Origin of the sequence: Prescottella sp. R16, from assembly GCF_030656875.1 — a bacterium.
GTDB lineage: Bacteria > Actinomycetota > Actinomycetes > Mycobacteriales > Mycobacteriaceae > Prescottella.
The window spans coordinates 2,171,038-2,193,179 of record NZ_CP130943.1 but is presented as its reverse complement, the minus strand read 5'-3'; the positions used below and the strand labels follow the sequence as shown (position 1 = coordinate 2,193,179).

General features: G+C 69.4%; 22 protein-coding genes and 1 tRNA gene. 13 read left to right on the top strand and 10 right to left on the bottom strand.

What is annotated here, in order from left to right; genetic code table 11:
* Nucleotides 1–12 precede the first annotated feature (12 nt).
* The 3 genes from Q5696_RS10355 to Q5696_RS10345 all read left to right on the top strand — a co-directional run bounded on the left by Q5696_RS10355 (nt 13) and on the right by Q5696_RS10345 (nt 2,834).
* A complete protein-coding gene (locus Q5696_RS10355) occupies nt 13–1,008 on the top strand; it encodes an NHL repeat-containing protein (RefSeq protein WP_305095035.1) in 996 nt (331 codons plus the stop codon).
* Between the two features lie 55 nt (nt 1,009–1,063).
* The gene (locus tag Q5696_RS10350; RefSeq protein ID WP_305095034.1) at nt 1,064–2,131 is read left to right on the top strand and encodes a quinone-dependent dihydroorotate dehydrogenase; all 1,068 of its coding nucleotides are present in this window, start codon (nt 1,064–1,066) and stop codon (nt 2,129–2,131) included.
* Nucleotides 2,132–2,282: 151 nt separating this feature from the next.
* A complete protein-coding gene (locus tag Q5696_RS10345; RefSeq protein ID WP_305095033.1) occupies nt 2,283–2,834 on the top strand; it encodes a hypothetical protein in 552 nt (183 codons plus the stop codon).
* Nucleotides 2,835–2,914: 80 nt separating this feature from the next.
* On the opposite strand, the gene Q5696_RS10340 is transcribed toward Q5696_RS10345, so the two are convergent.
* Both Q5696_RS10340 and Q5696_RS10335 read right to left on the bottom strand, forming a co-directional pair.
* A complete protein-coding gene (locus Q5696_RS10340) occupies nt 2,915–3,448 on the bottom strand; it encodes a YbhB/YbcL family Raf kinase inhibitor-like protein (RefSeq protein ID WP_305095032.1) in 534 nt (177 codons plus the stop codon).
* Nucleotides 3,449–3,466: 18 nt separating this feature from the next.
* Entirely contained in the window at nt 3,467–4,822 is a 1,356-nt protein-coding gene (locus Q5696_RS10335; protein ID WP_305095031.1) for a M20/M25/M40 family metallo-hydrolase, read from the bottom strand.
* 196 nt (nt 4,823–5,018) lie between these two features.
* On the opposite strand from Q5696_RS10335, the gene Q5696_RS10330 reads away from it, so the two are divergent.
* Nucleotides 5,019–5,104 (top strand) — tRNA-Leu (locus tag Q5696_RS10330).
* 70 nt (nt 5,105–5,174) lie between these two features.
* Here Q5696_RS10330 and Q5696_RS10325 read toward each other — a convergent pair.
* Complete coding sequence (locus Q5696_RS10325; protein WP_305095030.1) at nt 5,175–6,401, bottom strand: S8 family peptidase; 1,227 nt, start codon at nt 6,399–6,401, stop codon at nt 5,175–5,177.
* A gap of 235 nt (nt 6,402–6,636) precedes the next feature.
* Here Q5696_RS10325 and Q5696_RS10320 point away from each other — a divergent pair, with 235 nt between their 5' ends.
* The gene (locus Q5696_RS10320) at nt 6,637–8,094 is read left to right on the top strand and encodes an SDR family NAD(P)-dependent oxidoreductase (protein WP_305095228.1); all 1,458 of its coding nucleotides are present in this window, start codon (nt 6,637–6,639) and stop codon (nt 8,092–8,094) included.
* 46 nt (nt 8,095–8,140) lie between these two features.
* Here Q5696_RS10320 and Q5696_RS10315 read toward each other — a convergent pair whose 3' ends face one another.
* Nucleotides 8,141–8,326: a hypothetical protein gene (locus Q5696_RS10315; protein WP_305095029.1), complete on the bottom strand. Its 186-nt coding sequence runs from the start codon at nt 8,324–8,326 to the stop codon at nt 8,141–8,143.
* A 74-nt stretch (nt 8,327–8,400) separates the two neighbouring features.
* Nucleotides 8,401–8,970, bottom strand: coding sequence for a netrin-like domain-containing protein (locus Q5696_RS10310; protein WP_305095028.1), 570 nt, complete (start codon nt 8,968–8,970; stop codon nt 8,401–8,403).
* Nucleotides 8,971–9,072: 102 nt separating this feature from the next.
* Between Q5696_RS10310 and Q5696_RS10305 the strand changes: the two genes are divergently transcribed.
* Genes Q5696_RS10305 through Q5696_RS10290 form a run of 4 tightly spaced genes read left to right on the top strand, consistent with a single transcriptional unit; the run spans nt 9,073 to nt 11,808 of the window.
* The gene (locus Q5696_RS10305; protein WP_305095027.1) at nt 9,073–9,675 is read left to right on the top strand and encodes a hypothetical protein; all 603 of its coding nucleotides are present in this window, start codon (nt 9,073–9,075) and stop codon (nt 9,673–9,675) included.
* A gap of 51 nt (nt 9,676–9,726) precedes the next feature.
* On the top strand, nt 9,727–10,128 hold the full coding sequence (locus tag Q5696_RS10300) for a universal stress protein (protein ID WP_305095026.1): 402 nt from the start codon (nt 9,727–9,729) through the stop codon (nt 10,126–10,128).
* 21 nt (nt 10,129–10,149) lie between these two features.
* Nucleotides 10,150–10,518 carry a DUF2784 domain-containing protein gene (locus tag Q5696_RS10295; protein WP_305095025.1) on the top strand — a complete coding sequence of 123 codons (369 nt, stop codon included), beginning with the start codon at nt 10,150–10,152 and terminating at the stop codon, nt 10,516–10,518.
* 42 nt (nt 10,519–10,560) lie between these two features.
* Nucleotides 10,561–11,808, top strand: coding sequence for a saccharopine dehydrogenase family protein (locus Q5696_RS10290; RefSeq protein ID WP_305095024.1), 1,248 nt, complete (start codon nt 10,561–10,563; stop codon nt 11,806–11,808).
* An 11-nt stretch (nt 11,809–11,819) separates the two neighbouring features.
* On the opposite strand, the gene Q5696_RS10285 is transcribed toward Q5696_RS10290, so the two are convergent.
* Nucleotides 11,820–12,362, bottom strand: coding sequence for a DinB family protein (locus Q5696_RS10285; protein WP_305095023.1), 543 nt, complete (start codon nt 12,360–12,362; stop codon nt 11,820–11,822).
* Between the two features lie 69 nt (nt 12,363–12,431).
* A complete protein-coding gene (locus Q5696_RS10280) occupies nt 12,432–13,307 on the bottom strand; it encodes a class II glutamine amidotransferase (RefSeq protein ID WP_305095022.1) in 876 nt (291 codons plus the stop codon).
* A 97-nt stretch (nt 13,308–13,404) separates the two neighbouring features.
* On the opposite strand from Q5696_RS10280, the gene Q5696_RS10275 reads away from it, so the two are divergent.
* Together Q5696_RS10275 and Q5696_RS10270 are read left to right on the top strand one after the other, a co-directional pair.
* Nucleotides 13,405–14,427 (top strand): nucleoside hydrolase, encoded by a 1,023-nt coding sequence (locus Q5696_RS10275; RefSeq protein WP_305095021.1) that lies wholly within the window; start codon nt 13,405–13,407, stop codon nt 14,425–14,427.
* 90 nt (nt 14,428–14,517) lie between these two features.
* Complete coding sequence (locus Q5696_RS10270) at nt 14,518–15,195, top strand: ScbR family autoregulator-binding transcription factor (RefSeq protein WP_370654893.1); 678 nt, start codon at nt 14,518–14,520, stop codon at nt 15,193–15,195.
* 65 nt (nt 15,196–15,260) lie between these two features.
* Here the strand turns inward: Q5696_RS10270 and meaB are convergent, their stop codons facing one another.
* From meaB to mutA, 3 genes are read right to left on the bottom strand one after another with little or no spacing between them, the layout of a single operon-like run.
* A complete protein-coding gene (gene meaB, locus Q5696_RS10265) occupies nt 15,261–16,262 on the bottom strand; it encodes a methylmalonyl Co-A mutase-associated GTPase MeaB (protein ID WP_305095019.1) in 1,002 nt (333 codons plus the stop codon).
* Nucleotides 16,249–18,510, bottom strand: a complete 2,262-nt coding sequence (gene scpA, locus Q5696_RS10260; protein WP_305095018.1) for a methylmalonyl-CoA mutase — start codon at nt 18,508–18,510, stop codon at nt 16,249–16,251. The genes meaB and scpA overlap by 14 nt, the downstream gene beginning before the upstream one ends.
* On the bottom strand, nt 18,507–20,420 hold the full coding sequence (gene mutA / locus Q5696_RS10255) for a methylmalonyl-CoA mutase small subunit (protein ID WP_305095017.1): 1,914 nt from the start codon (nt 20,418–20,420) through the stop codon (nt 18,507–18,509). The genes scpA and mutA overlap by 4 nt, the downstream gene beginning before the upstream one ends.
* 171 nt (nt 20,421–20,591) lie before the next feature.
* Between mutA and Q5696_RS10250 the strand changes: the two genes are divergently transcribed.
* Nucleotides 20,592–21,422 (top strand): PaaI family thioesterase, encoded by an 831-nt coding sequence (locus Q5696_RS10250; RefSeq protein ID WP_305095016.1) that lies wholly within the window; start codon nt 20,592–20,594, stop codon nt 21,420–21,422.
* 24 nt (nt 21,423–21,446) lie between these two features.
* Nucleotides 21,447–22,118 (top strand): TVP38/TMEM64 family protein, encoded by a 672-nt coding sequence (locus Q5696_RS10245; RefSeq protein WP_305095015.1) that lies wholly within the window; start codon nt 21,447–21,449, stop codon nt 22,116–22,118.
* Nucleotides 22,119–22,142: the final 24 nt, after the last annotated feature.

Genomic DNA, 22,142 nt, shown 5'->3' with positions numbered 1-22,142 from the left:
AGGAGCTCCCCCATGCGAATACCTGCCCCACGCGTCACGGCCGTCGCGATCGGCGTCGCCCTGTTGCTGACGGCCGGATGCTCGACGGAGCAGAGCGCGGACGATCTCAAGACGATCCCGGTGGCCACCGCCGCCGACTCCCCCGCCGCCACCACCCCGGCCGGCACGGTCGAGGCTCTCGGACGGTCGATCGACGCGCTCGTGTTCGATCCGTCGACCGCGACGACCGCGATGCTCGTCGACGACGGCACCCGCGTGCTGCTGCAGACCGCAGGCAAGGAGCCGCGGGAGGTCGTGCTCGACGGTCCCGCTGCGCAGCTCACGGTCGCCCCCGACGGGCGGCTGCTGGCACCCGCGAACGGCAAGGTGCAGATCGTCGACATCGTGACCGGGAAGGCCGATACGACCGTCGTCGACGGTGACGCCCGGTCCGCGGTGTTCCTCGAGGACGGCCGGCTCGCGGTGGGTCTGTCGTCCGGCCGGATCCTGGTCCTCGACGCGTCGGGCACGGTGGACCGGACCATCTCCGGTCTCGCCTCGGTGGACGTACTGGCCGTCACCGGCGACGACCTCAGCGCCCTCGATCGGGGCCAGACCTCGCTCACCGCGATCGATCTCGAGGACGACAAGCTCGGGCTGGCGCTGCGCGCCGGCGAGGGCGCCACCAACCTCGTCACCGACGAGTACGGGCGGATCCTGGTCACCGACACCCGCGGCGGCGAACTGCTGGTGTTCACGACCGATCAGCTGATCATGCGGCAGCGCTACCCCGTCTCGGGCAGCCCGTACGGCATCGCCTACGACGAGCGCACCGATCTGGTGTGGGTGACGCTCACCGCCGAGAACCAGGTGGTCGGCTACGACATCGCGACCGGCATTCCCGTCGAGCAGGCCCGTTTCGACACCGTCCGCCAGCCCGACACCGTCGCGGTCGACACGGCCGGCGGCGCCCTGCTGATCGGTTCGGCGACCGGTGACGGCCTGCAGCGGATCCCACTGGCCGGCTGACCCGGCTCGTGACCGAGCGTCGCTCCACATCCGTCCCCGGTATCTAGGGAGATTCGTGTACTACCTGCTTCTGCGTCTGATGTTCCGGGTTCCACCGGAACGCATCCACCATCTCGCGTTCGCGGCGATGCGGCTGGTCACCCGGTTCGCTCCGATCCGGGCGCTGGTCGCGAAGGTGCTCGTCGTCGACGATCCGGTGCTGCGCACCCGCGCGTTCGGGGTGGAGTTCCCGGCCCCGGTCGGACTCGCGGCCGGGTTCGACAAGGACGCCACCGGCGTCGACACGTGGGGCCCGCTGGGCTTCGGGTTCGCCGAGGTCGGCACCGTCACCGCGCAGGCCCAGCCCGGTAATCCGGCGCCACGCCTGTTCCGGTTGCCCGACGACCGTGCGCTGGTCAATCGGATGGGTTTCAACAATCACGGCGCCGGGAACGCGGCGAACTATCTGCGGCACCGCCGCGGCGACGTGCCGATCGGCGCCAACATCGGCAAGACGAAGATCGTGCCCGCGGAGGAGGCGGCCGGCGACTACACCGCGAGCGCGCAGCTCCTCGGGCCGCTCGCCGACTTCCTCGTCGTCAACGTCAGCTCCCCCAACACGCCGGGGCTGCGGGACCTGCAGGCCGTGGAATCGCTGCGGCCGCTGCTGGCCGCGGTGCTCGACACCGTGCACATCCCGGTGCTGGTGAAGATCGCGCCCGACCTGTCCGACGAGGACGTCGACGCCGTCGCCGACCTGGCCGTGGAACTCGGTCTGGCGGGCATCGTCGCCACCAACACCACGATCTCCCGCGCGGGCCTGAACACCTCCCAGGCCCGGATCGACGAGATCGGGGCGGGTGGCCTGTCCGGCGCGCCTGTCGCGGCGCGTTCCCTCGAGGTGCTGCGCCGTCTGCACGCCCGTGTCGGCGACAAGCTGGTGCTGATCTCGGTGGGTGGTATCGAGACCGTCGATCAGGCGTGGGAACGCATCCTCGCCGGCGCCACCCTCGTCCAGGGCTACACCGGCTTCATCTACGGTGGCCCGTTCTACGCCAAGAAACTGCACAAGGGTCTGGCCCGCAAGGTTCGTGAGGCCGGCTTCTCGTCCATCGAGCAGGCGGTCGGCGCCGGGGCGCGGTAGACCCATCCACCGGATGGCCCGCCGCGGGCTGTTGCTGCGGACGCCTCTCGGGCGATGACGCAGCAACCTCCCGCGGCGGGCCGTCTGCGTGTCGGCGCCCGATTTCCGGATCGCCCGGATTCCGCGTGTTCGCGGACATAGGGTTCGGCGCATGAACCTTCGAGCAGCGATCACCGCTGTTGCCGTCGCCGCGGTTTCGGCCGGGTGTGCGGGCACCGGTACCGACGACACCCCGGCCCCCGCGCCACCGAGCGAGCAGTCGCAGATCTATACGAGCGTCCTGCGGCAGCTCACGACCGTGGACAATCCGGTCGGCGGCACGTCGGCACCGACCGGGGCGATCCGCGTGGTGGACAGGATCATTCCGCAGAATGCGGATCTGCGACCCGAGGCCGACGGTCCACCGTTCGGCGAGGACCTGGAGCGTGAGATCACGGTGCAGTCCGCGTCCCTCGCGCCGGTGGAGTTCGTCACCCCCACCGAGCAACAGGCGATCGCGGGCCGCGGCGGCGTGGTCGGCGGCGACGAGGACGGTTTCGTCGTCGCCCTCGATGCACCCGCACACCAGGACGACGGCACCGTCCACGTCGGAGCCGGAGCGTGGTGTGGTGGCGACTGCGGCACCTGGCTCACCTACGTGCTCGACCACGTCGACGGGCAGTGGACGGTGACGGGCACGACCGGGCCGGTGTGGATCGCGTGACCTGAACCCGCCGCGGGAGGTTGCTGCGGACGCCACTCGAACAATGGCACAGCAACCTCCCGCGGCGGGCCGGTGTCGTCCTACTTCTGCTCGTACGTGCCCGTGACGGTGGCGCGGGCGATCGCGTGGAAGAACAGATTGAAGCCGAGGAACGCCGGGGTGGAGTCGGCGGTGACGTCGTCGAGGCGTTCGACGTCGAGGGCGTGGACGACGAACATGTAGCGGTGCGGGCCGTGACCGGCCGGCGGTGCTGCGCCCAGGAAGCGCGCCAGGCCACCGTCGTTGCGCAGCGTCACGGCGCCGGCAGGCAGACCGGAACCGGTCTCGTCGCCGGCGTCGGCACGCAGCGACGTCGTGGTGGCCGGAATGTTCGCGACCACCCAGTGCCAGAAGCCCGATGCCGTCGGGGCGTCGGGGTCGAACACGGTGACGGCGAAGCTCTTGGTCTCGGCCGGGAAGCCGGACCACGACAGCTGCGGCGAGATGTCGTGGCCACCGGCCCCGAAGATGCCGCTGACCTGATCGTTGCCCAACGGGGCGCCGTCGGTGACCTGCTCGGACGTCAGGGTGAAGGACGGCAGGGACGGCAGTGCGTCGTACGGGTCGTACGCCATGGTGTTCCTCTCTTGCGATCAGCTGTGTAGCAGGAAGTGTTCCATCACTCGGGTGCCGAAGTGCAATGCGTCCACCGGGACACGCTCGTCGACGCCGTGGAAGAGCGCGGCGAAGTCCAGGTCCGGCGGCAGCCGCAGCGGAGCGAAACCGAAGCAGCGAATCCCCAACCGCGCGAACGCTTTCGCGTCGGTACCGGCCGAGAGCATGTAGGGCACGGTCCGGCCGTTCGGGTCGTGCGCGAGGATCGCGTCGTTCATCGCGTCGACGAGGTCGCCGTCGAACGTCGTCTCGTACGAGTCGAGCTTGGTGATCCACTCGCGGGTCACGTGCGGGCCGATCAACTCGTCCACCTCCCGCTCGAACGCGGCCTGCCGTCCGGGCAGCACCCGGCAGTCGAAGACGGCCTCCGCGGTCTGCGGGATGACGTTGGCCTTGTAGCCGGCCTTCAGCATGGTCGGGTTCGCGGTGTCGCGGAGGGTGGCGCCGATGATGCGGGCGATGGACCCGAGCTTGGCGAGGGCGCCGTCGATGTCCGGGGAGTTCGGATCGAATGCGACACCGGTCTCCTCCGACAGGACGGTGAGGAACTCCGCGACCGAATCCGACATCACGAGGGGGAAGGTGTGGTTGCCGAGCCGGGAGACGGCGTCGGCGAGGATCGTCACCGCGTTGTCCTCGTGCAGGAACGACCCGTGGCCCGCGGTGGCCTTCGCGGTCAGCCGCATCCACCCGAGACCCTTCTCGGCCGTCTCGACGAGATACAGGCGCTTCTCCGTGCCGTCCGCGCGCGGGACGGTCAGCGAGAAACCGCCGACCTCCCCGACCGCCTCGGTGACGCCCTCGAACAGGTCCGGCCGGTGGTCGACCAGCCACTGACAGCCGTACTTGCCGCCGGCCTCCTCGTCCGCGACGAACGCGAACAGGATGTCGCGCGGAGGCACGGTGCCCTCGGCCTTGAACTGGCGGGCGAGCGCCAGCATCATGCCGCACATGTCCTTCATGTCGACGGCGCCGCGACCCCACACGTAGCCGTCCTCGACGGCACCCGAGAACGGGTGCACGCTCCAGTCGGCGGGTTCGGCCGGCACCACGTCGAGGTGCCCGTGCATCAGCAGCGTGCCGCGGCGCGGGTCGGCGCCGCGCAGTCGTGCGAACACGTTGCCACGCCCCGGCGCGCCCGATTCGACGTACTCGGTCTCGTAGCCCACCTCCTCGAGTTGTTCCTTCACCCAGAGCGCACACTCGCGCTCACCCTTGGTGGTCTCGAGTTCACCGGTGTTGGAGGTGTCGAACCGGATCAACGCACTGACGAGGTCGACGACCTCGGTTTCGGCGCGGCCTGCAGGTTGCTGCGGTCGCTGTGTTTCGTCCATTGCTGCCACATCCCTTTCCTACCACCCCCACGATGCCCCGTCCGAGACCCGACAAGTACGCACATACCGCTCAAAAACCCCCTCTGACCAGCCGATTTTGGACCTGGCGCAATATCGGATAATCTTTCCTGGCACCCGGAGAGCGGGGGCAAACGAAAACAACTGAAGGCCCCGCGAACAGGCGGGAAAACAACGAGTCCGAGTGGCGGAATGGCAGACGCGCTAGCTTGAGGTGCTAGTGTCCTATTAACGGACGTGGGGGTTCAAGTCCCCCCTCGGACACTCTGAGTTGAGACAGACGAGAAGATCCCCGGTTCGCAAGAACCGGGGATCTTCTCGTTTCGGTCGTCCGTCACCGGTCCGGTGGTCCGGCGCCCGGCCCGGACCGCAGTCCGGCCCGGTCGGCCTTCGCGAGTTCCCGCACCGCGAGATCCTTCGCGCACACCAGCAGCGACCCGAGCGCACCGACCCGACCGAACGTCAGCCCGGTGTGGTCGACGTTGTCGTGGTCGTCGGCGCCGTCGTAGACGACGGCCGAACCCCGCTGCAGCCAGCGCTTCACATCCCACACCGTCGGCAGGTGTCCGGTGGTACGCAGCGCGAACGACTGCAGCAACGCCACCACCCCCAACACCGTCGGGGTGGCCTGGCTCGCGCCGTACTGGAGGGATTCGCCGGTGTCGTTGAGGATGCCCGACGACGACACCGGCGTACCCGGCGCGAACGTGTCCGTCGCGCACGGCCCGCCGACCGTGTGGTGCAGACGCTGCGTGAACGGGGTGAGCCGGTCGGCGTCGGACGCGAACGCCTTGGCGCCGTCCCGGTACCGGAAGCTGCCCTCGTCGGCGTCGTACACGGCGCCCACGCTGATCGTCTGCCGGAAGATCGCCGGATAGCACATGCCCTGCATGCCGCCGTGGGCGTAGTAGTCGTTGCCGGCGGCCACACAGCAGCACACGCCCTCGTCGCAGAGTTCCTGGAGCAGCGCGCCGATCGCGTCACCGGGCATGTCGGTGTCGGTGGTCCGGTTGTCGGGGGCGCCGGCGGCCAGACACAGAGCCGAAACCCCCAGTGCCGCACGACGGTCCAGCAGCCAGTCGAGGGCGTCGCGGATGTCGGTGAACCGTCCGGTGCCGTCGTTGCCGAGCACCTTGAGCGGCACGATCCGCGCGTTGGGGGCGATACCGGTGTGGATGCGGCCGGCACACGCGATCCCGGCCACCGATGTGCCGTGGCCGTGGCCGTCGCTCACTTCCGTCGGATCGCCGCCGTAGTCGGCTGTGAAGTTGCGGCCCGGCACGACCCGGCCCGCGAAGTCGACGTGGGTGGTGCGCAGTCCGGTGTCGAGGACCGCCACCGTCACCCCCGCCCCGGAAACGTTGAAGTCCCGTCGGGCCTGCGTCGCCTGCACCAGCGGGGCGATCTCGGTCAGTTCGGGAAGGAACGGGCCGTCCTTCTGCAGCGGCGGATCGACCGGGACCACCGACTCTGCATGTAATGCGGTGAAGCCGCCGATCGGGTTCGCGGCGGCCGTCACCGCGGTCGCCTGCCGCCCCGGCGCACCGTCCGATTCGTTCATGGTTCTCGCCCTCCTCGAGGTTCGTCGCTCGAGTGGGGACCACCGCGGGGCAGTCCCCTGGTCCGTCTCCATCGTCCTCCGCCGGGCACGCCGTGTCACCAGGGTGGACACGACGTCGGCCCGGATCCCGGGGGTCGGTAGACTCGGACGCCGGAATCGGGCCGCCCCACGCTGCGGGTGCCGCCACCACGGGGCCCGCGTGCCCGCACGAGATCAGGAACCGAGCTACTCACCGATGGCCCACACCGTGACCGGGATCGATCCCGCCGAACTCGACGTCTGCCTGCGAGTGCTGTCGGAGGCGGCGCACCTCGACATCGACCACCCGGATTCGGTGGTCGTGCAGCGGGCCGTCGGCCACATGTTCAAGAAGTTGAAGCGGACGCGACGCAAGGAGACCCGCGACGCGGTCTCGGCGGCCGACCGCAAGGTGGTGGCCGCGACCGCGACCGGATCGCCGGACCGGATCGACGACGAGACCGCGGGCATTCCGTTGACGTCGACCGCCGCCGGTGCGACGGCGGGCACCCTGATCCGGCCGCGGCCCTGCTACATCTGCAAGCAGCGTTACACGCAGGTCGACGCGTTCTACCACCAGCTGTGCCCGGAGTGCGCGGCGAGCAGTCACGCCAAGCGGGACCAGCGCACCGACCTGACCGGGCGCCGCGCACTGCTCACCGGTGGCCGCGCGAAGATCGGCATGTACATCGCGTTGCGGCTGCTCCGTGACGGCGCACACCTGACGATCACGACCCGGTTCCCGAACGACGCGATCCGCCGCTTCACCGCCATGGAGGACTCCGCCGACTGGATCCACCGGCTGCGCGTCGTCGGTATCGACCTGCGTGATCCCGCGCAGGTGGTGGCTCTCGCCGACGACGTCGCCGCGCAGGGCCCGCTCGACATCCTCATCAACAATGCGGCACAGACCGTGCGCCGCTCCCCCGGCGCGTACAGCGCGCTCGCCGAGGCCGAGTCGGGTCCGCTGCCCTCCGGTGCCCTGCCCGACGTGGTGACGTTCGGCAAGACCAGCGACGCGCATCCGGCGGCACTGGCCGGGTCGCTGTCGACGGCGAATCTGGCGGCGGCCGCGAACCTGTCGGTGGACGACGTCAGCTCCCTCGCCCTCGTTGCCGGGTCGGCGACCCCGGACCGTATCGAGCAGGGCATCGCGATCGATGCGGGCGGTCTGCTGCCGGATCTGGCGCACACCAACAGCTGGGTGCAGACCGTCGGCGAGGTCGATCCGATCGAACTGCTCGAGGTGCAGCTGTGCAACTCGGTGGCCCCGTTCATCCTCGTGGACCGGCTGCGGCCGGCGATGGCGGCAGCCGCGGCCAGACGCAAGTACGTCGTGAACGTCTCCGCGATGGAAGGCCAGTTCGGGCGCGGCTACAAGGGCCCCGGCCACCCGCACACCAACATGGCCAAGGCCGCCCTGAACATGCTCACCCGCACCAGCGCCAAGGAAATGCTCGAACAGGACGGCATCCTCATGACCGCCGTCGACACCGGATGGATCACCGACGAACGCCCCCACTACACCAAGGTGCGGCTCGCCGAAGAGGGCTTCCACGCGCCCCTCGACCTCGTCGACGGCGCCGCCCGCGTCTACGACCCCATCGTGCAGGGCGAGGCCGGTGTCGACCTGCACGGCTGTTTCCTCAAGGACTACGTGCCGTCACCCTGGTAGAGGTCCACGGCGGGCGGTGTCCACGACACCGCCCGCCGCGTCTACCTCACTGCGTCATTCCCGCGCAGATCCACTGCTGTACCCGCCAGAGCATGTTGTACAGATTCCACGGCTTCACATCGAACGTGTCCCACGGGGTCTGACCGACACTCGCGGTCCAGTCCGGGAGCGGTCCGCAGCAGACCCGATGCCCGAACAGCCGGAAGAGACCGTCACAGAAGGCAGCACGCATCGAGAGTTCCTCTCGTCCAGTGGCCGGCCCCACGGTGGGGCTAGCCTTGGTGCGCGCTCATGGGCGACACCGTATCAGGACCGAGAACTCGGCCGACGAACGAAACCGAACGTGATAAGGCCGACAACGACCACGCCTGCGGCGATTCCACCCCATACCCGGACGCCGTTCGACTCGACGGCCGTCCCGGTTTCGACAGTGACCGTGCGAGGTGCCCCGTAGACGGTGGTCGCGGCGTCCCTCGTCCGCTGGTTCGTCGACACCGTCGTCGCCGAGCAACTGTTGTCCGAGAAGTCCGCGCCGTTCGTCTCGTAGTCCGAGGCGAAGACGAGATACTCGGTGCCGACCTCGAAACCGCGCCCGCACGCCGGTCCCTGGATGCTCGACGACACCGTGGTGGTTCCGTCGACGTCACCGTCGAACACGTCCCGCACCTCGAACTCGAAGAATGCGGTCTGCCCCGCGACCCGCTCCGAGACGACGGTCCCGGTGAACACCGACGACGCGTGCGACACCTGCTCGAGGATCCGGGGATCGTCGGGCATATAGACACACGAGCAGGCCGACGCCTCTGCCTGCGCGATCAACGGCAGCACACCGGCGAATCCCGTCAGCACTACGATCGACAGCAGTCGACGTACCATTTCCTCCCCCAATCATGTAGGTGAACTCGGCGGACGATATCCCGAAACACCGGATCTCGATCATCGATTTGTCCGAACATGCCGTGCCACACTGTGCTCACGATGCTGCCACCGACGATCAGCCTCCGAGTAGGCGCTCTCTTCCTCGCACCCGGACTCCTCGCCGCTTGTTCGGCAACCGAGACTCTCGACCCGGCAGCTGCAGGAGTGTTCTCACGGAACTGGTACACCGGTCCGAGAGATCTTCCCGAGGTGCCGCTGCTGCCGACGGCGACGACACCCGGCGCGATGTTCACCCTCGACGGATTGTGTTCGGGTACAGCGGTATCCGACGAACCGGCCGAACTCTCGTGCATCTACGACGAGAACAGCCACCGCTGGACCTACAGTGTCACAACCTCTACGGCACAGCAGTTCTCCGGCGTCGACAACTATCCGACCGTGGACTACTACCATCTTTCCGTCATCCTCCCGGACGAACCCCAGCAGGACGGCGGGATCACCTGGGCTGCGCAGATCGTGATCGCATTCGCGGACTCGACCGGGACCTACGTGCAGATGTACGCGCCGGACAACGACAGCCTCGTCGTCGACAGCGCACCAGACCGTTCGGCGGTGGCGTTCTCGATGATCAACGCGGCGAAGGCCGATCGGCACAACGGGTCTCCGACCACAGCCGTCGGCACCATCACGTGTCCCCGATGATCGGGGATACTGGAACCGACACACCTCGTTTCGACCCGTCCGGGAGGTTCCATGGTTATCGCCGTCGCTTTCGACGACTCTCCGGAAGGCCGGTGGGCGGCCGTGTATGCCGCGCGGGCGGCGATGCAGCGGCGGGAGCAGTTGCTGGTGCTACGGATCGTGGACGATGTGTCGTCGACGGAGCCGGAGTCGGTCCGGACGGCGGTGCGGGCGGCGCTGGATGCCGGTGGTGTCGGTGAGTCGCCGTGGGAGTTGCGGACCGCGGAGCACAGCGGTGATCCGGTGGGGGCGCTCATCGAGCTGATCGCCGACAGTGGTGCGGCCCTGTTCGTTGCCGGCACGCGCCGCAGGAACGCGGTCGGCAAGTTCCTCCTCGACCGGACCCTGCAGCGCATCCTGTTGGAGGTGGAGGTTCCGGTCCTCGTCGTCAAGGAACCACTCGACGACGACTGACCCGGTCGTGGGAGGTGCCCGATGCCGTACCGGCTGCTGGTGGACGTCACCGTCCTCGTGCATCTGCTGTTCATCGGCTATGTCGTGGTCGGCGGCTTCCTGGCGTGGCGGTGGCAGCGGACGATCTGGCTGCATCTCGCCGCCGCGGCGTGGGCGGCGGGCATCGTCGCGATCGGATTCGACTGTCCGCTCACCTATCTGGAGGATTGGGCGCGCGCCCGCGGCGGTGAGCCGCCGCTGCCCCCGGACGGGTTCATCGCCCACTATCTGACCGGTGTCGTGTACCCGGCGAGTGCGGCGACGCTCGTGCAGGCCCTCGTCGCGGCGGCCGTGCTCGCGTCGTGGATCGGCTACGTGCGGTTGCGTCGCCGCGACCGCATGCGGGTGTGACGACACTCGCATCGGCCCCTACCGACCAGTAGGGTCGGCTTCATGACCTCACGCGCACGCGATCTCGACGTCGTCGTCTACGGCGCCACCGGATTCGTCGGCCGTCTCGTGGCCGAGTACCTCGCCCGGCACGCCCCCGACGGCACCCGCATCGGGCTCGCCGGACGGTCCGTCGAGAAACTCGAGAGGATCCGCGCCGACCTCGGCCCGGCAGCCGTCGGCTGGCCGTTGCTGCGTGCCGACGCCACCGACGACGCCTCGCTCGACGAACTGGCTGCGGCCACGCACGTCGTCGCGTCGACCGTCGGCCCGTACGCCCGGTACGGGCTGCCGCTGGTGCGGGCCTGCGCCGAGGCCGGCACCGACTACGTCGACCTCACCGGTGAGGTGTTGTTCGTGCGCGAGAGCATCGACCGCTACCACGACGTCGCCGCGTCGACGGGGGCACGGATCGTGCACTCGTGCGGGTTCGACTCCGTCCCGTCCGATCTCGGCGTCCACACCCTGCACCGGCAGGTGTCCGCCGACCGTGCCGGTGAGCTCACCGACACCACCCTGGTGGTGACATCGATGCGCGGCGGAGTCAGCGGCGGCACCGTCGACTCGCTGCGGATGCAGATCGACGCCGTCAAGAGCGATGCCGCCCTGCGGAAGGTGGCGCTGTCGCCGTATTCGCTGAGCCCGGACCGGGCCACGGAACCGGACGTCGGTTCACAGAACGACCTGGCCGTGGTTCGCGGCACCGACATCGCACCCGGGCTGTCCGGGTGGAAGGCGCCGTTCTTCATGGGGCCGTACAACACGCGGGTGGTGCGGCGCAGCAACGCCCTCACCGGTCACGCGTACGGGTCCCGGTTCCGCTACCGGGAGGTGATGAACGTGGGTTCGTCGCCGCTGTCGGCGGTGGTCGCGGGTGGTCTCGCCGCCGGCATGGGGGCGGCCGTCGCGGGACTCGCGTTCCCACCGAGCCGCTGGCTGCTGGACCGGGTCCTGCCGAAGCCCGGCGAGGGTCCGAGCGAGAAGACCCGCAGCAGTGGGCATTTCACGATCGACGTGTACGCCACCACGTCGACGGGCAACCGCTACACGTCCCGGGTCGCGGCGCAGGGCGACCCCGGCTACGCGGCGACCGCCGTGATGCTCGGCGAGTCCGCACTGTCCCTCGCCCTGCAACACGACGACCTCCCAGACACCCCGGGTGGTGTTCTCACCCCGGCCACCGGAATCGGCGACGTGCTCGTCGACCGACTCCGCGCCGCCGGATTCGAGATCGCGGTGCGGCAGGAGTGAGCGCCGGACGCTCAGAACTCCATGCCGGCGTCCTCACCCATCTGCCGGGTCGTGTTCGCGCCGTCGAGCGATTCGCGGATGATGTCGGCGTGACCGGAATGCTGGGCGGTCTCCCGCAGCACGTGCAGCAGCACCCGCCGCGCCGTCCACCACTGACGTTCCGGCGCCCACGGTGCCGTCGGTAGTGGAATCAGCGTGTCCAGGTCGTCCAGTGCGGCGATCGTGCGCTCGGTCTCGGCGGCCACCTTCCGGTAGTCGTCGATCAGTCCGGCGATCGTCTCGTCGCCGGTCATGGCATGACTGGCCGCCGCGTCCGCCATGTCGAACTCGGCGTTCTCGTCGGGTTCCCGGATCGACTCGAGCCAGTTCCGCTCGGTTCGAGTGACGTGTTTGATCAGTCCCCCGAGCGTCAACTCGCTGACGGTGGTGCGGGCTCGCGCCTGCTCGTCGTCGATGCCGCGGACCGTGATCAGCAGGTTGTGGCGCTGATCCGCGAGCAGTCCGAGTAGATCGGCGCGCTCACCGGTAGTGACGAAGGTCTCGTTTTCTGCCATGGGAGGACTGTACGACGAACCTCCGACATGCTGCCGCGGTTGCTCGCCGTCCGGGCCCGACCGCGGCGATCAGCGGTGGCTCGGCGCCTGTGCCGCGGCCGCCCGACCGGTGAGGTCGTCGAGTGTCAGGGGATGCGCCGGTGGCCGGTCCAGGATCGTCGTCCGTGTCACGTCCTGTCCGGGTCCGACGTGGAGGAGTTCACCGGAACCCAACGACTCCCAGCCCGGGTCCTCGTCCATCTGCTCGGTCGCCACGACGACCGCGGGCAGCGTCGACAGTTCCCCGGAACGGGCGCGGACGGTGCCGGCTGCGCTCGCATGGTCGAAGTGCCGGCGGCCGCTGCGGCCACCCGGACGGCGCTGCAACACCAGCAGGTCGTGGACGTCCGGGTACCGGAACGCCCACAGTTCGTCGGCGTCGACCAGCACGAAGTTCAGGGCCAGCAGGCGCACGTTGTCGGCGAGCCAGCCGACGGCCGACGTGATTCCGGCCGCGACGTCCCCGTCGTGCTCGTCGATACGGCGGGTGACGAGCGCGAAGAACCGTTCCGAGTCGGTGTCCCCGCCGACCAGGTCCTGGTAGGGGCCGAGCTCGGTTTCGAGCACCGGCAGGTCCTCGATCATCCCGTTGTGGGCGAACAGCCGGCCCTTCTGCGCGAACGGGTGCGTGTTGGCCGGGACCGCTGCGCCCGTGGTGGCGTACCGCACGTGCGCGACGAACGTCCGCGACCGACGCTCCCGAGCCTCGCACGCGAACTGCCGGTCCTCGTACGCGGCGAGCGGCTGCGTCTCGACCCGCGGCGTGCCGTCGACGTCGAACGTGCCCAGGCCGGTGCCGTCGGGCATCCGGCGGCTCTGTTCGGCGAGGCTGTCCTCGGCGTCGAGGAGCCAGAAGGTGGCACGGACGCGGTGCGGGGCCGCGGACAGTCCGAACAGTCGACACATAACGGTCGCTCTCCTCGTCTCGACATCGCGTTCGACACGGATCCACTGCCAGTATGCCTCCGCGACATCCGCCGGTGGTGGCTCTAACCTCGACAGCGTGACCGGTCCGACCCCCTTGATCGTCGACGTCGACACCGGTATCGACGACGCGATCGCGCTGCTGTACCTGCTCTCCCACGACGATGCGGACGTCGTGGCGGTGCTCTCCACGGCCGGCAACGTCCCCACCGAGCAGGTCGTCGAGAACAATCTGGCCCTGCTCGAACTGTGCGGACGCACCGACATCGAGGTGGCGGCCGGCGCACCCGGCCCGCTGTCGGCGCCGCTGCGCACCACCGAGGACACCCACGGCCCGCGGGGGCTGGGATATGCGCGGCTCCCCCGCACCCTGCGGCGGCCGTCGGCGCGGTCCGCAGCGCAGACCTGGATCGAACTGACGCGAGCCCGCCCCGGCGAGCTGACCGGCCTGGTCACCGGGCCGCTGACGAATCTGGCGCTGGCGATCCGCTCGGATCCCGAACTGCCGCACCGGCTGCGGCAGCTGGTGATCATGGGCGGCGCGTTCGCGCACCCCGGCAACACGACCCCGGTCGCGGAGTGGAACATCTCGGTGGACCCCGAGGCTGCGGCCGAGGTGTTCGACGCGTTCTCCGTCGTCCCACCGCAGCGGTCACCGATCGTGTGCGGACTCGACATCACCGAACGGATGATCCTGCGCCCCGAGCATCTGCACCGGTTGTCCGTGCTCGCCGGCGGTCCGGCGAGCACGGACAATCCGGTCGTGCGACTCGTCTCGGATGCCCTGCGGTTCTACTTCGAGTTCCACCGCGACCACGGGTACGAGTACTTCGCGCACCTGCACGACCCGTTCGCTGCAGCCGTCGCCCTCGACCCCGGGATCGCCCGGATGCGGCCCACGGCGGTGGACGTCGAGACCGCCGGACGGATCACCCGTGGCCAGACCGTCGCCGATCACGCAGGCCTGTGGGGCCGCCCGCCGAACGCTCGGATCGTCGTCGACGCCGACCCCGACGCCTTCGTCGACGACGTCGTCCGGCACGTGGCGGCACTCGCCCGTCTCCTCGACGTTCACCAGGTCAACCGAACGTTAGGTTCGTAACTGGTACGGTTTCGACGATCCGCGCGTGCGCCCCGCCGAGCCCGGTGGGTGGCACACCGGATCGTCGAAAGTCGGGGAAAGGCATTTCACGTGGTAAAGCAAGCACGAGCCGTGGCAACACGGCAGCAGATCATCACCGGTGCGGCGCGCATGTTCGAGCGCTGCGGATTCGAGGGCGCGAGCCTCGGCGACATCGTCGCCGGCGCGGGCACCACCAAGGGCGCCCTCTACTTCCACTTCCAATCCAAGGACGACCTCGCGAGCGTCGTCATCGCCGAACAGCACCGCATATCGCTCGACACGGTCGCTGCGATCGCGGACACCGGGACGGACGCGCTGCGCCAGCTCGTGATGCTCACGCACGAGACGGCGCGGCAGCTCATCGAGGATCCGATCGTGCGGGCCGGTATCCGGCTCGTCCTCGAATTCGGTTCCGTCGGCGGCCGGGACCAGCCGTACCGCGATTGGATCGAGGCCGCCCGGGCGATCGTCGAGGCCGGGATCGCGCGCGGGCAGATCGCCGCGACCATCGACGCCGGCACCTTCGCCCGGTTCCTCGCCGAAGCGTTCACCGGCGCCCAGCTGGTGTCCCAGGTCCTGACCTGCCGGCAGGACCTCGAGCATCGCGTCGACGCCATGTGGCAGTTGCTGCTCCCGTCCGTCGCCGCCACCGATGACGTCGACGAACTCGCCGGCATCCGCGCAGCCCGCTGGTCGCGCCCTGAATCGATCCCGAACACGCCGGTCACGGAACAGGCCTGCGCCTAGCGGCCCTGTCCGGCATACGTCTCGGGCCCCGCACCTGTGCAGGTGCGGGGCCCGAGACGTCGAATCTAGTCCGTGCCGTCGAACGCGTCGAGGATGCTGCGGGCGGCGAGAGCCGCGGTGAGCGACCCCTCCCGCACCCGCTGCTCGACCCGGCCACGGATCGCCTTGACCTGCTCGTTGGATTCGAGACGGCGCAGCAGTTGGTCGTGGACCATCGACCACGTCCAGTCCACCTGCTGCTGGTGCCGCTTGCGTTCGAGTTCCCCGGCGTCACCGAGGACCTGCCGGTGCCGCAGCACCTCGTCCCAGAACTTGTCGATGCCGTCGTTCTCGAGCGCGCTCATCGTCAGCACCGGCGGCCGCCACAGGGCGTCGTGCGGATAGATCAGGTGCAGCGCCCCGGACAGTTCCCGGGCCGCGACCCGCGCCTCCGCCTGATGCTTGCCGTCGGCCTTGTTGACGCTGACGATGTCGGCGAGCTCGAGGACACCCTTCTTGATGCCCTGCAACTGGTCGCCGGTGCGGGCGAGGGTGAGGAACGTGAACGTGTCGACCATGTTGGCGACCGTCACCTCCGACTGCCCCACCCCGACGGTTTCGACGAGGATCACGTCGTAGCCGGCGGCCTCGAGCAGCACCATCGTCTCCCGGGTCGCCTTCGCGACCCCGCCGAGCGTGCCCGACGTCGGAGACGGTCGGATGAACGCGTTCGGCTCCACCGACAGGTTCTGCATCCGGGTCTTGTCACCGAGGATCGACCCGCCGGTGCGGGTCGAGGACGGATCGACCGCGAGCACCGCGACCTTGTGCCCCAGCGAGAGCAGGTGCATCCCGAGAGCCTCGATGGTCGTGGACTTACCCACCCCGGGGACACCGGTGATCCCTACCCGGATCGCCTTGCCGGCGTGCGGGAGCAGGCGCAGCAGCAGCTGCTGCGCCTGTTCCCGGTGATCGGTCCGGGTGGACTCGACGAGCGTGATCGCCTTGGAGATCTGTGCTCGCGAACCCGCCAGGACCGCGTCACCGAGCGCGTCCAGGTCCAGCGGCGGACGACTAGTCTGCAGCAATCGTCTCGTGTCCCAACTGTTCCGACAGCTTGTTCAGCAGGCCGACCGCCGCGTCGGCGAGGACCGTGCCGGGCGGGAAGATGGCGGCCGCACCGGCCTCGTACAGCTCGTCGAAGTCACCCGGCGGGATGACACCACCGACGACGACCATGATGTCGGGGCGTCCGACCTCCGCGAGAGCCTCCCGCAGCGCCGGCACCAGGGTGAGGTGACCGGCGGCGAGGGAGGACACACCGACGATGTGGACGTCGGCGTCGGCCGCCTGCTGGGCGACCTCCTCGGGGGTCTGGAACAGCGGTCCGACGTCGACGTCGAAGCCGAGGTCCGCGAAACCGGTGGAGATCACCTTCTGGCCGCGGTCGTGACCGTCCTGACCCATCTTCGCGACGAGGATGCGGGGGCGACGGCCCTCCGCCTCGGCGAACTTCTCGACGAGTTCGATTGCGGAGCTGATGTTGCCCGCCTTTCCGGCCTCGTCCCGGTACACACCACTGATGGTCCGGATCTCGGCCTGATGACGCCCGTACACCTTCTCGAGCGCGTCGGAGATCTCGCCACCGGTCGCCTTGGCGCGGGCGGCGTCGATCGCGAGGGCCAGCAGGTTGTTCTCCATGCCACCCTCGGTCGAGGCAGCGGCACGGGTGAGCTCGGCGAGCGCGGCCTGGGTGGCGGCCTCGTCACGCTCGGCGCGCAGCTGCTTCAGCTTCGCGAGCTGCTCGGCACGCACCTTGGTGTTGTCGACCTTGAGGACCTCGATGCTGTCCGGCTCGTCCGGCACATACTTGTTGACACCGATCAGCGGCTGCCGGCCGGAGTCGATACGGGCCTGCGTACGGGCCGCGGCCTCCTCGATGCGCAGCTTCGGGATGCCCTCACCGATGGCCTGGGCCATGCCGCCGGCCTCCTCGACCTCGGCGATGTGCTTGCGGGCACGGTTCGCGAGCTCGTTGGTGAGCCACTCGACGTAGTGCGAGCCGCCCCACGGGTCGATCGGCCGGACCGTGTTCGACTCCTGCTGGATCAGCAGCTGCGTGTTACGCGCGATACGGGCCGAGAAATCGGTCGGCAGCGCGATCGCCTCGTCGAGGGCGTTGGTGTGCAGCGACTGGGTGTGGCCCTGCGTCGCGGCCATCGCCTCGACACACGTGCGGGCGACGTTGTTGAACACGTCCTGCGCGGTGAGCGACCAGCCCGACGTCTGCGAATGCGTGCGCAGCGACAGCGACTTGGCGTTCTTCGGCGCGAACTTCTCGACCAGCTCGGCCCACAGCAGACGCCCGGCGCGCAGCTTGGCGACCTCCATGAAGAAGTTCATGCCGATCGCCCAGAAGAACGACAGCCGCGGCGCGAACTTGTCGATGTCCATGCCCGCGTCGAGGCCGGCGCGGATGTACTCGATGCCGTCGGCCAGCGTGTACGCCAGCTCCAGGTCGGCCGTCGCACCGGCTTCCTGGATGTGGTAGCCGGAGATGGAGATCGAGTTGAACTTCGGCATCTTCGCCGACGTGTACGCGAAGATGTCGGAGATGATCCGCATCGACGGCTTCGGCGGGTAGATGTACGTGTTGCGGACCATGAACTCCTTCAGAATGTCGTTCTGAATGGTTCCGGCCAGCTGCTCGGGAGCGACACCCTGCTCCTCGGCGGCCACGACGTACAGCGCCAGGATCGGCAGCACCGCGCCGTTCATGGTCATCGACACCGACACCTGCGACAGGTCGATGCCGTCGAACAGCTGACGCATGTCGAGGATCGAGTCGATCGCGACACCGGCCATGCCGACGTCACCCTGCACGCGCGGGTGATCGGAGTCGTAGCCGCGGTGCGTCGCGAGGTCGAACGCGACCGACAGGCCCTTCTGACCGGACGCGAGGTTGCGCCGGTAGAACGCGTTGGACTCGGCGGCGGTGGAGAAGCCCGCGTACTGGCGGATGGTCCACGGCTGGTTGACGTACATCGTCGGGTACGGGCCACGCAGGTACGGCGCCGCACCCGGGTAGCTGCCCAGCGGGTAGCCGTCGGCCGCGGCGGCGTCCCGGTCCGCCTTGGTGTAGACGGGCTTGACGTCGATGCCCTCGGGCGTCGACCACACGACCTGCTCGGGCGTGTAGCCGTTCGCGGACGCCAGGTTCTCGACGAGCTCCTGAGCCTGCTCCGCGGTGGGGGCGGCCGGGGTCGGGGACTGCGGGTCCGTCAGCGCGACGTCGGCGAAGCTGCCGATCTCGTGCGTGACCTCGTTGGTGCTCACTTGGTGCTCCCAGTCTCGATAGCGTCGAACAGCGCGGTCAGGGCCGCGACCGCGTCGATGCGAGCGGTGAGGAAGGCGTCCGGACGCTGGGCGTCGGGAGCCTCCGCGAAAATCTTCTCCGGGCCGGCCAGCAGAACCTGTCCGATGCCCGCGTCGCGCAGCGCGGCCACCGCGGCGCCACCCTGGTCGCCGTAGCGCTTGTCGGTGCCGCACAGCACGGCGATCGACACGCCGGCGTCCTGCACGGCGGCGGCGAGGGAGCCGTCGGCCGGATCCAGCGGACCCGGGTTGACGGCCTCGATGCCACCGGAGGCGAGGAGGTTGGCCGCGAACGTGGTGCGCACGTTGTGCTCGGCGACCGAACCCAGCGGCGCCAGCAGCACCCGCGGGCGGACGCCGTGGGCGGCGACGTAGGCGTCGGAGCGGTCCCGCAGTGCCTCGAACGCCGCACCGTAGCGGGCGACGGGGGTGCCGGCGACCGTGGTCCCGGCCTCGGCGACACCCGCGGGCAGCGGATCCTCGGCAAGGTTCGGGAACTCGTTGACGCCGGTGACGGCGGTGCGGCGGTGCGCGATGTCGGAGTCGCGGGCGGCCTTGGTGGCGGCGATCTTCTCGGCGACGACACCGGCGTCGAGCGCGGCACGGTAACCGCCGGCGGCCTCGATCTGCTGGAAGAATTCCCACGCCTTCGCGGCGACCTGCTCGGTCAGCTGCTCGACGTACCACGAACCGGCACCCGGATCGAGGACGCGGCCGAGGTGCGATTCCTCGAGCAGCAGCAGCTGCGTGTTGCGGGCGATGCGCTCGGAGAACGACGTCGACACACCGGCAGCACCGGCGGGCAGGGCGACGTCGAACGGCAGGACGGTCACCGAGTCGGCACCGCCGACACCGGCACCGAACGCGGCCAGGGTGGTGCGGAGCATGTTCACCCACGGGTCGCGCTGCGACATCATCGCCGCCGACGTGACGGCGTGCTGCACGGCGGCACCGGCCTCGGACGCGCCGCACACCTGTGCGATCCGCGCCCACACCTGGCGGCCGGCCCGGAACTTGGCGACGGACTGGAACTGGTCGTCGGTGGCGGAGAGGCGGAACTCGAGCTGGCCGAGCGCCTGCGTGATCGGCAGGCCCGCCGCGGTCAGTGCGCGCAGGTACTCGACACCGGCGGCGACCGCGGCACCGAGCTCCTCGGCGTCGGAGGCGCCGGCGTTGTGGAAGACGGTGCCGTCCACGGTGATCGCGCGGACGGTCTCGGCGCGGGCAGCGGCGGTCTCGGCGAGCGCGGCAACGGCGTCGAACGAGGTGCCGGTGGCGCCGGAGAACGCGTCGGTCAGCGGGGACGCGCCCAGGCCGACACGGATCGCGGCACGGTCGGTGACTCCGTCACCGGCGGCGGCCCGCGCGTCGAGGAGCGTGTACAGCTGCTGTGCGGCCGCGGCGGTGTCCGCTCCGGCGTCGAGGGTCAGCGGCGCAAGGTCCAGCAGGACCCCCTCGAGTGCGGCATCCAGTGACGCGACCGGGACACCGGCGGCGCCGACGGTCAGGGTCACGGCGCTCACACCGTTCTCGAGGCCGTCGAGGATCGCACGGTTCACGGCGGCGACGTCGCTTCCGCCGCGACCGAACAGTGCGGCCACCAGCCAGCCCGCGTTGACGTCGCGGGTGCCGTTCGCACCGCGGACGAACGGGAACTCACCGGGCAGCGGCGCCTCGGGCAGCTCGTCACGGCCGGTGTACAGCGGCGACACGGTGACACCGTCGTACGTCGTGGTCTCGAGAAGTTTCTGCGGCTCCGGGCCCAGCTCGGCGGCGTCGACTCGACGCGACTTGGCGAGCACACCGGCGACGGCCTGCTGCCATTCCGAGTAGGCGTGCGCAGCGTCCTCGGCTTGTGAAGCTGGTGACACGAGGCGGCTCCCTCTCACTCTCATGAACGTCCGCCCGGAGGGCGAACAGGTTTTCCGATCGAACAGAACAATAGGACTTACAAAGGACTCTTCCGTCCTGTTGATCTGTGATGCTAACCGCACCTGTCCGGCGCCCCGTGTCAGGCCACCCCCGTTCGCTAGCCTCGGCTCATGAGCGTGGCGAACATTCTCGACGACGGTGTCGTGATCACTCCGCAGTGGTTGTTCCGAATGAGCACGTTGCAGCGTCTCGGCGACGTCACCCGGCTGACCATGGACATCGACGGGATCGCCTCCGCTTCGGGGTCTGCCACGGCGGCTCTGGGTGTCCTCGTCGACGACAGTGTCGGCGCGACACTGCGGGACCGGCGTGGAACACACGCCGGTCTGGTGACCGCCGACCTGTCAGTGGACTTTGTCACACCGACCGGATGGACCGGTCCCGAACTGTGCGCCGAGGGCCGGGTCGTGGCGATCACCGGTGACGGCGGTGTGGCCGTCACCGAGATCCGTGACGCCGACGGTGTCCTCGTCGCCACCGCGACCGCGTGGGGAAACTTCGTCGACGGCGGCGTCGACCGCAGCGGGACCGTCGTGCGTCCCGTCGCCGCGGCGTCCGGGATTCCGCCCGCCCCACTGTCACCACTGGAACGGATCGGCGGACGTCTCGTCGGCACCGACCGGCTGGTCGTGCCGTCGAACCCGGCGCTCGCCAACAAGCTCGGCGTGATGCACGGCGGTGTCCAGGCGTGTGCGATGGATCTGGTCGGCAACGCGGCCGTCTCCACCCCGAACGCACCGATGCACACCGCATCGCTGCGGATCAACTACTTTCGACCCGCCCCGGTCGACACGGACGTCGTGTTCACCACGGAGGTGGTCCGGGCCGGACGCTCGATCGCGGTGGTACGGGTGACGAGCACCGACGGTGAGGGCCGGGTGTGCGCGGTCGGGACCGTGACGTGCCGGCGGCCGAGCGCGCCGACCACTCCGGCCCGGTAACGGCCGCGCGTACCCTGATCCATCGTGATCACACGCCTGCGGGACCCCCGACTGCTCGGCGCGCTCGTCGGTGTCGTGGCGTTGTTCGTCGTGGCGGCGCTGCTGCCGCACCCGTCGATCGAGCAGATCCGGGCGTGGGCGGACGCGGTCGGTCCGGTGTTTCCGCTCGTGTTCTTCCTGGTGCACACCGTGGTGACGATCGCGCCGGTGCCGCGCACCCTGTTCACGGTGAGCGCGGGGGTGCTGTTCGGCGCGGCGACGGGTCTGACGGTGACGATCGTGGCGACGACGATCTCCGCGGTCCTGGCGTTGGTGATCGTGCGGGCGATGGGCCGTGACGCCGTCGTCCCGCACCTGACGCATCCGGCGGTGCGGGCCGTGGACGCCCGGCTGGCGCGACGCGGCTGGCTCGCGGTCGGATCGTTGCGGCTGATCGCCCCCATCCCGTTCTCGGTGATCAACTACTGCTGTGGGGTGTCGTCGATCCGGGTGCTGCCGTACACGCTGGCCACGGTGGTCGGCATCCTGCCCGGCACGGTCGGTGTCGTCCTGCTCGGCGACGCGTTGGCCGGCACCGCGAATCCCGGCCTGCTGGTGCTGTCCGGGGTATGTATCGCGATCGGTGTCGTCGGACTGCTGTTCGACGCCCGCACACCGGTCGCCTCCGCCGAGAAAACACCCGAAAATCAAGCCTGAAACCTTGATATGAGCAAATCAAGG

Bases quoted from the DNA above. Each gene is read 5' to 3' on its own strand.
- Q5696_RS10355 (WP_305095035.1), top strand. From the start codon at position 13: ATGCGAATACCTGCCCCACGCGTCACGGCCGTCGCGATCGGCGTCGCC.
- Q5696_RS10345 (WP_305095033.1), top strand. From the start codon at position 2,283: ATGAACCTTCGAGCAGCGATCACCGCTGTTGCCGTCGCCGCGGTTTCG.
- Q5696_RS10340 (WP_305095032.1), bottom strand. From the start codon at position 3,448: ATGGCGTACGACCCGTACGACGCACTGCCGTCCCTGCCGTCCTTCACC.
- Q5696_RS10335 (WP_305095031.1), bottom strand. From the start codon at position 4,822: ATGGACGAAACACAGCGACCGCAGCAACCTGCAGGCCGCGCCGAAACC.
- Q5696_RS10325 (WP_305095030.1), bottom strand. From the start codon at position 6,401: ATGAACGAATCGGACGGTGCGCCGGGGCGGCAGGCGACCGCGGTGACG.
- Q5696_RS10320 (WP_305095228.1), top strand. From the start codon at position 6,637: ATGGCCCACACCGTGACCGGGATCGATCCCGCCGAACTCGACGTCTGC.
- Q5696_RS10315 (WP_305095029.1), bottom strand. From the start codon at position 8,326: ATGCGTGCTGCCTTCTGTGACGGTCTCTTCCGGCTGTTCGGGCATCGG.
- Q5696_RS10310 (WP_305095028.1), bottom strand. From the start codon at position 8,970: ATGGTACGTCGACTGCTGTCGATCGTAGTGCTGACGGGATTCGCCGGT.
- Q5696_RS10305 (WP_305095027.1), top strand. From the start codon at position 9,073: ATGCTGCCACCGACGATCAGCCTCCGAGTAGGCGCTCTCTTCCTCGCA.
- Q5696_RS10300 (WP_305095026.1), top strand. From the start codon at position 9,727: ATGGTTATCGCCGTCGCTTTCGACGACTCTCCGGAAGGCCGGTGGGCG.
- Q5696_RS10295 (WP_305095025.1), top strand. From the start codon at position 10,150: ATGCCGTACCGGCTGCTGGTGGACGTCACCGTCCTCGTGCATCTGCTG.
- Q5696_RS10290 (WP_305095024.1), top strand. From the start codon at position 10,561: ATGACCTCACGCGCACGCGATCTCGACGTCGTCGTCTACGGCGCCACC.
- Q5696_RS10285 (WP_305095023.1), bottom strand. From the start codon at position 12,362: ATGGCAGAAAACGAGACCTTCGTCACTACCGGTGAGCGCGCCGATCTA.
- Q5696_RS10280 (WP_305095022.1), bottom strand. From the start codon at position 13,307: ATGTGTCGACTGTTCGGACTGTCCGCGGCCCCGCACCGCGTCCGTGCC.
- Q5696_RS10250 (WP_305095016.1), top strand. From the start codon at position 20,592: ATGAGCGTGGCGAACATTCTCGACGACGGTGTCGTGATCACTCCGCAG.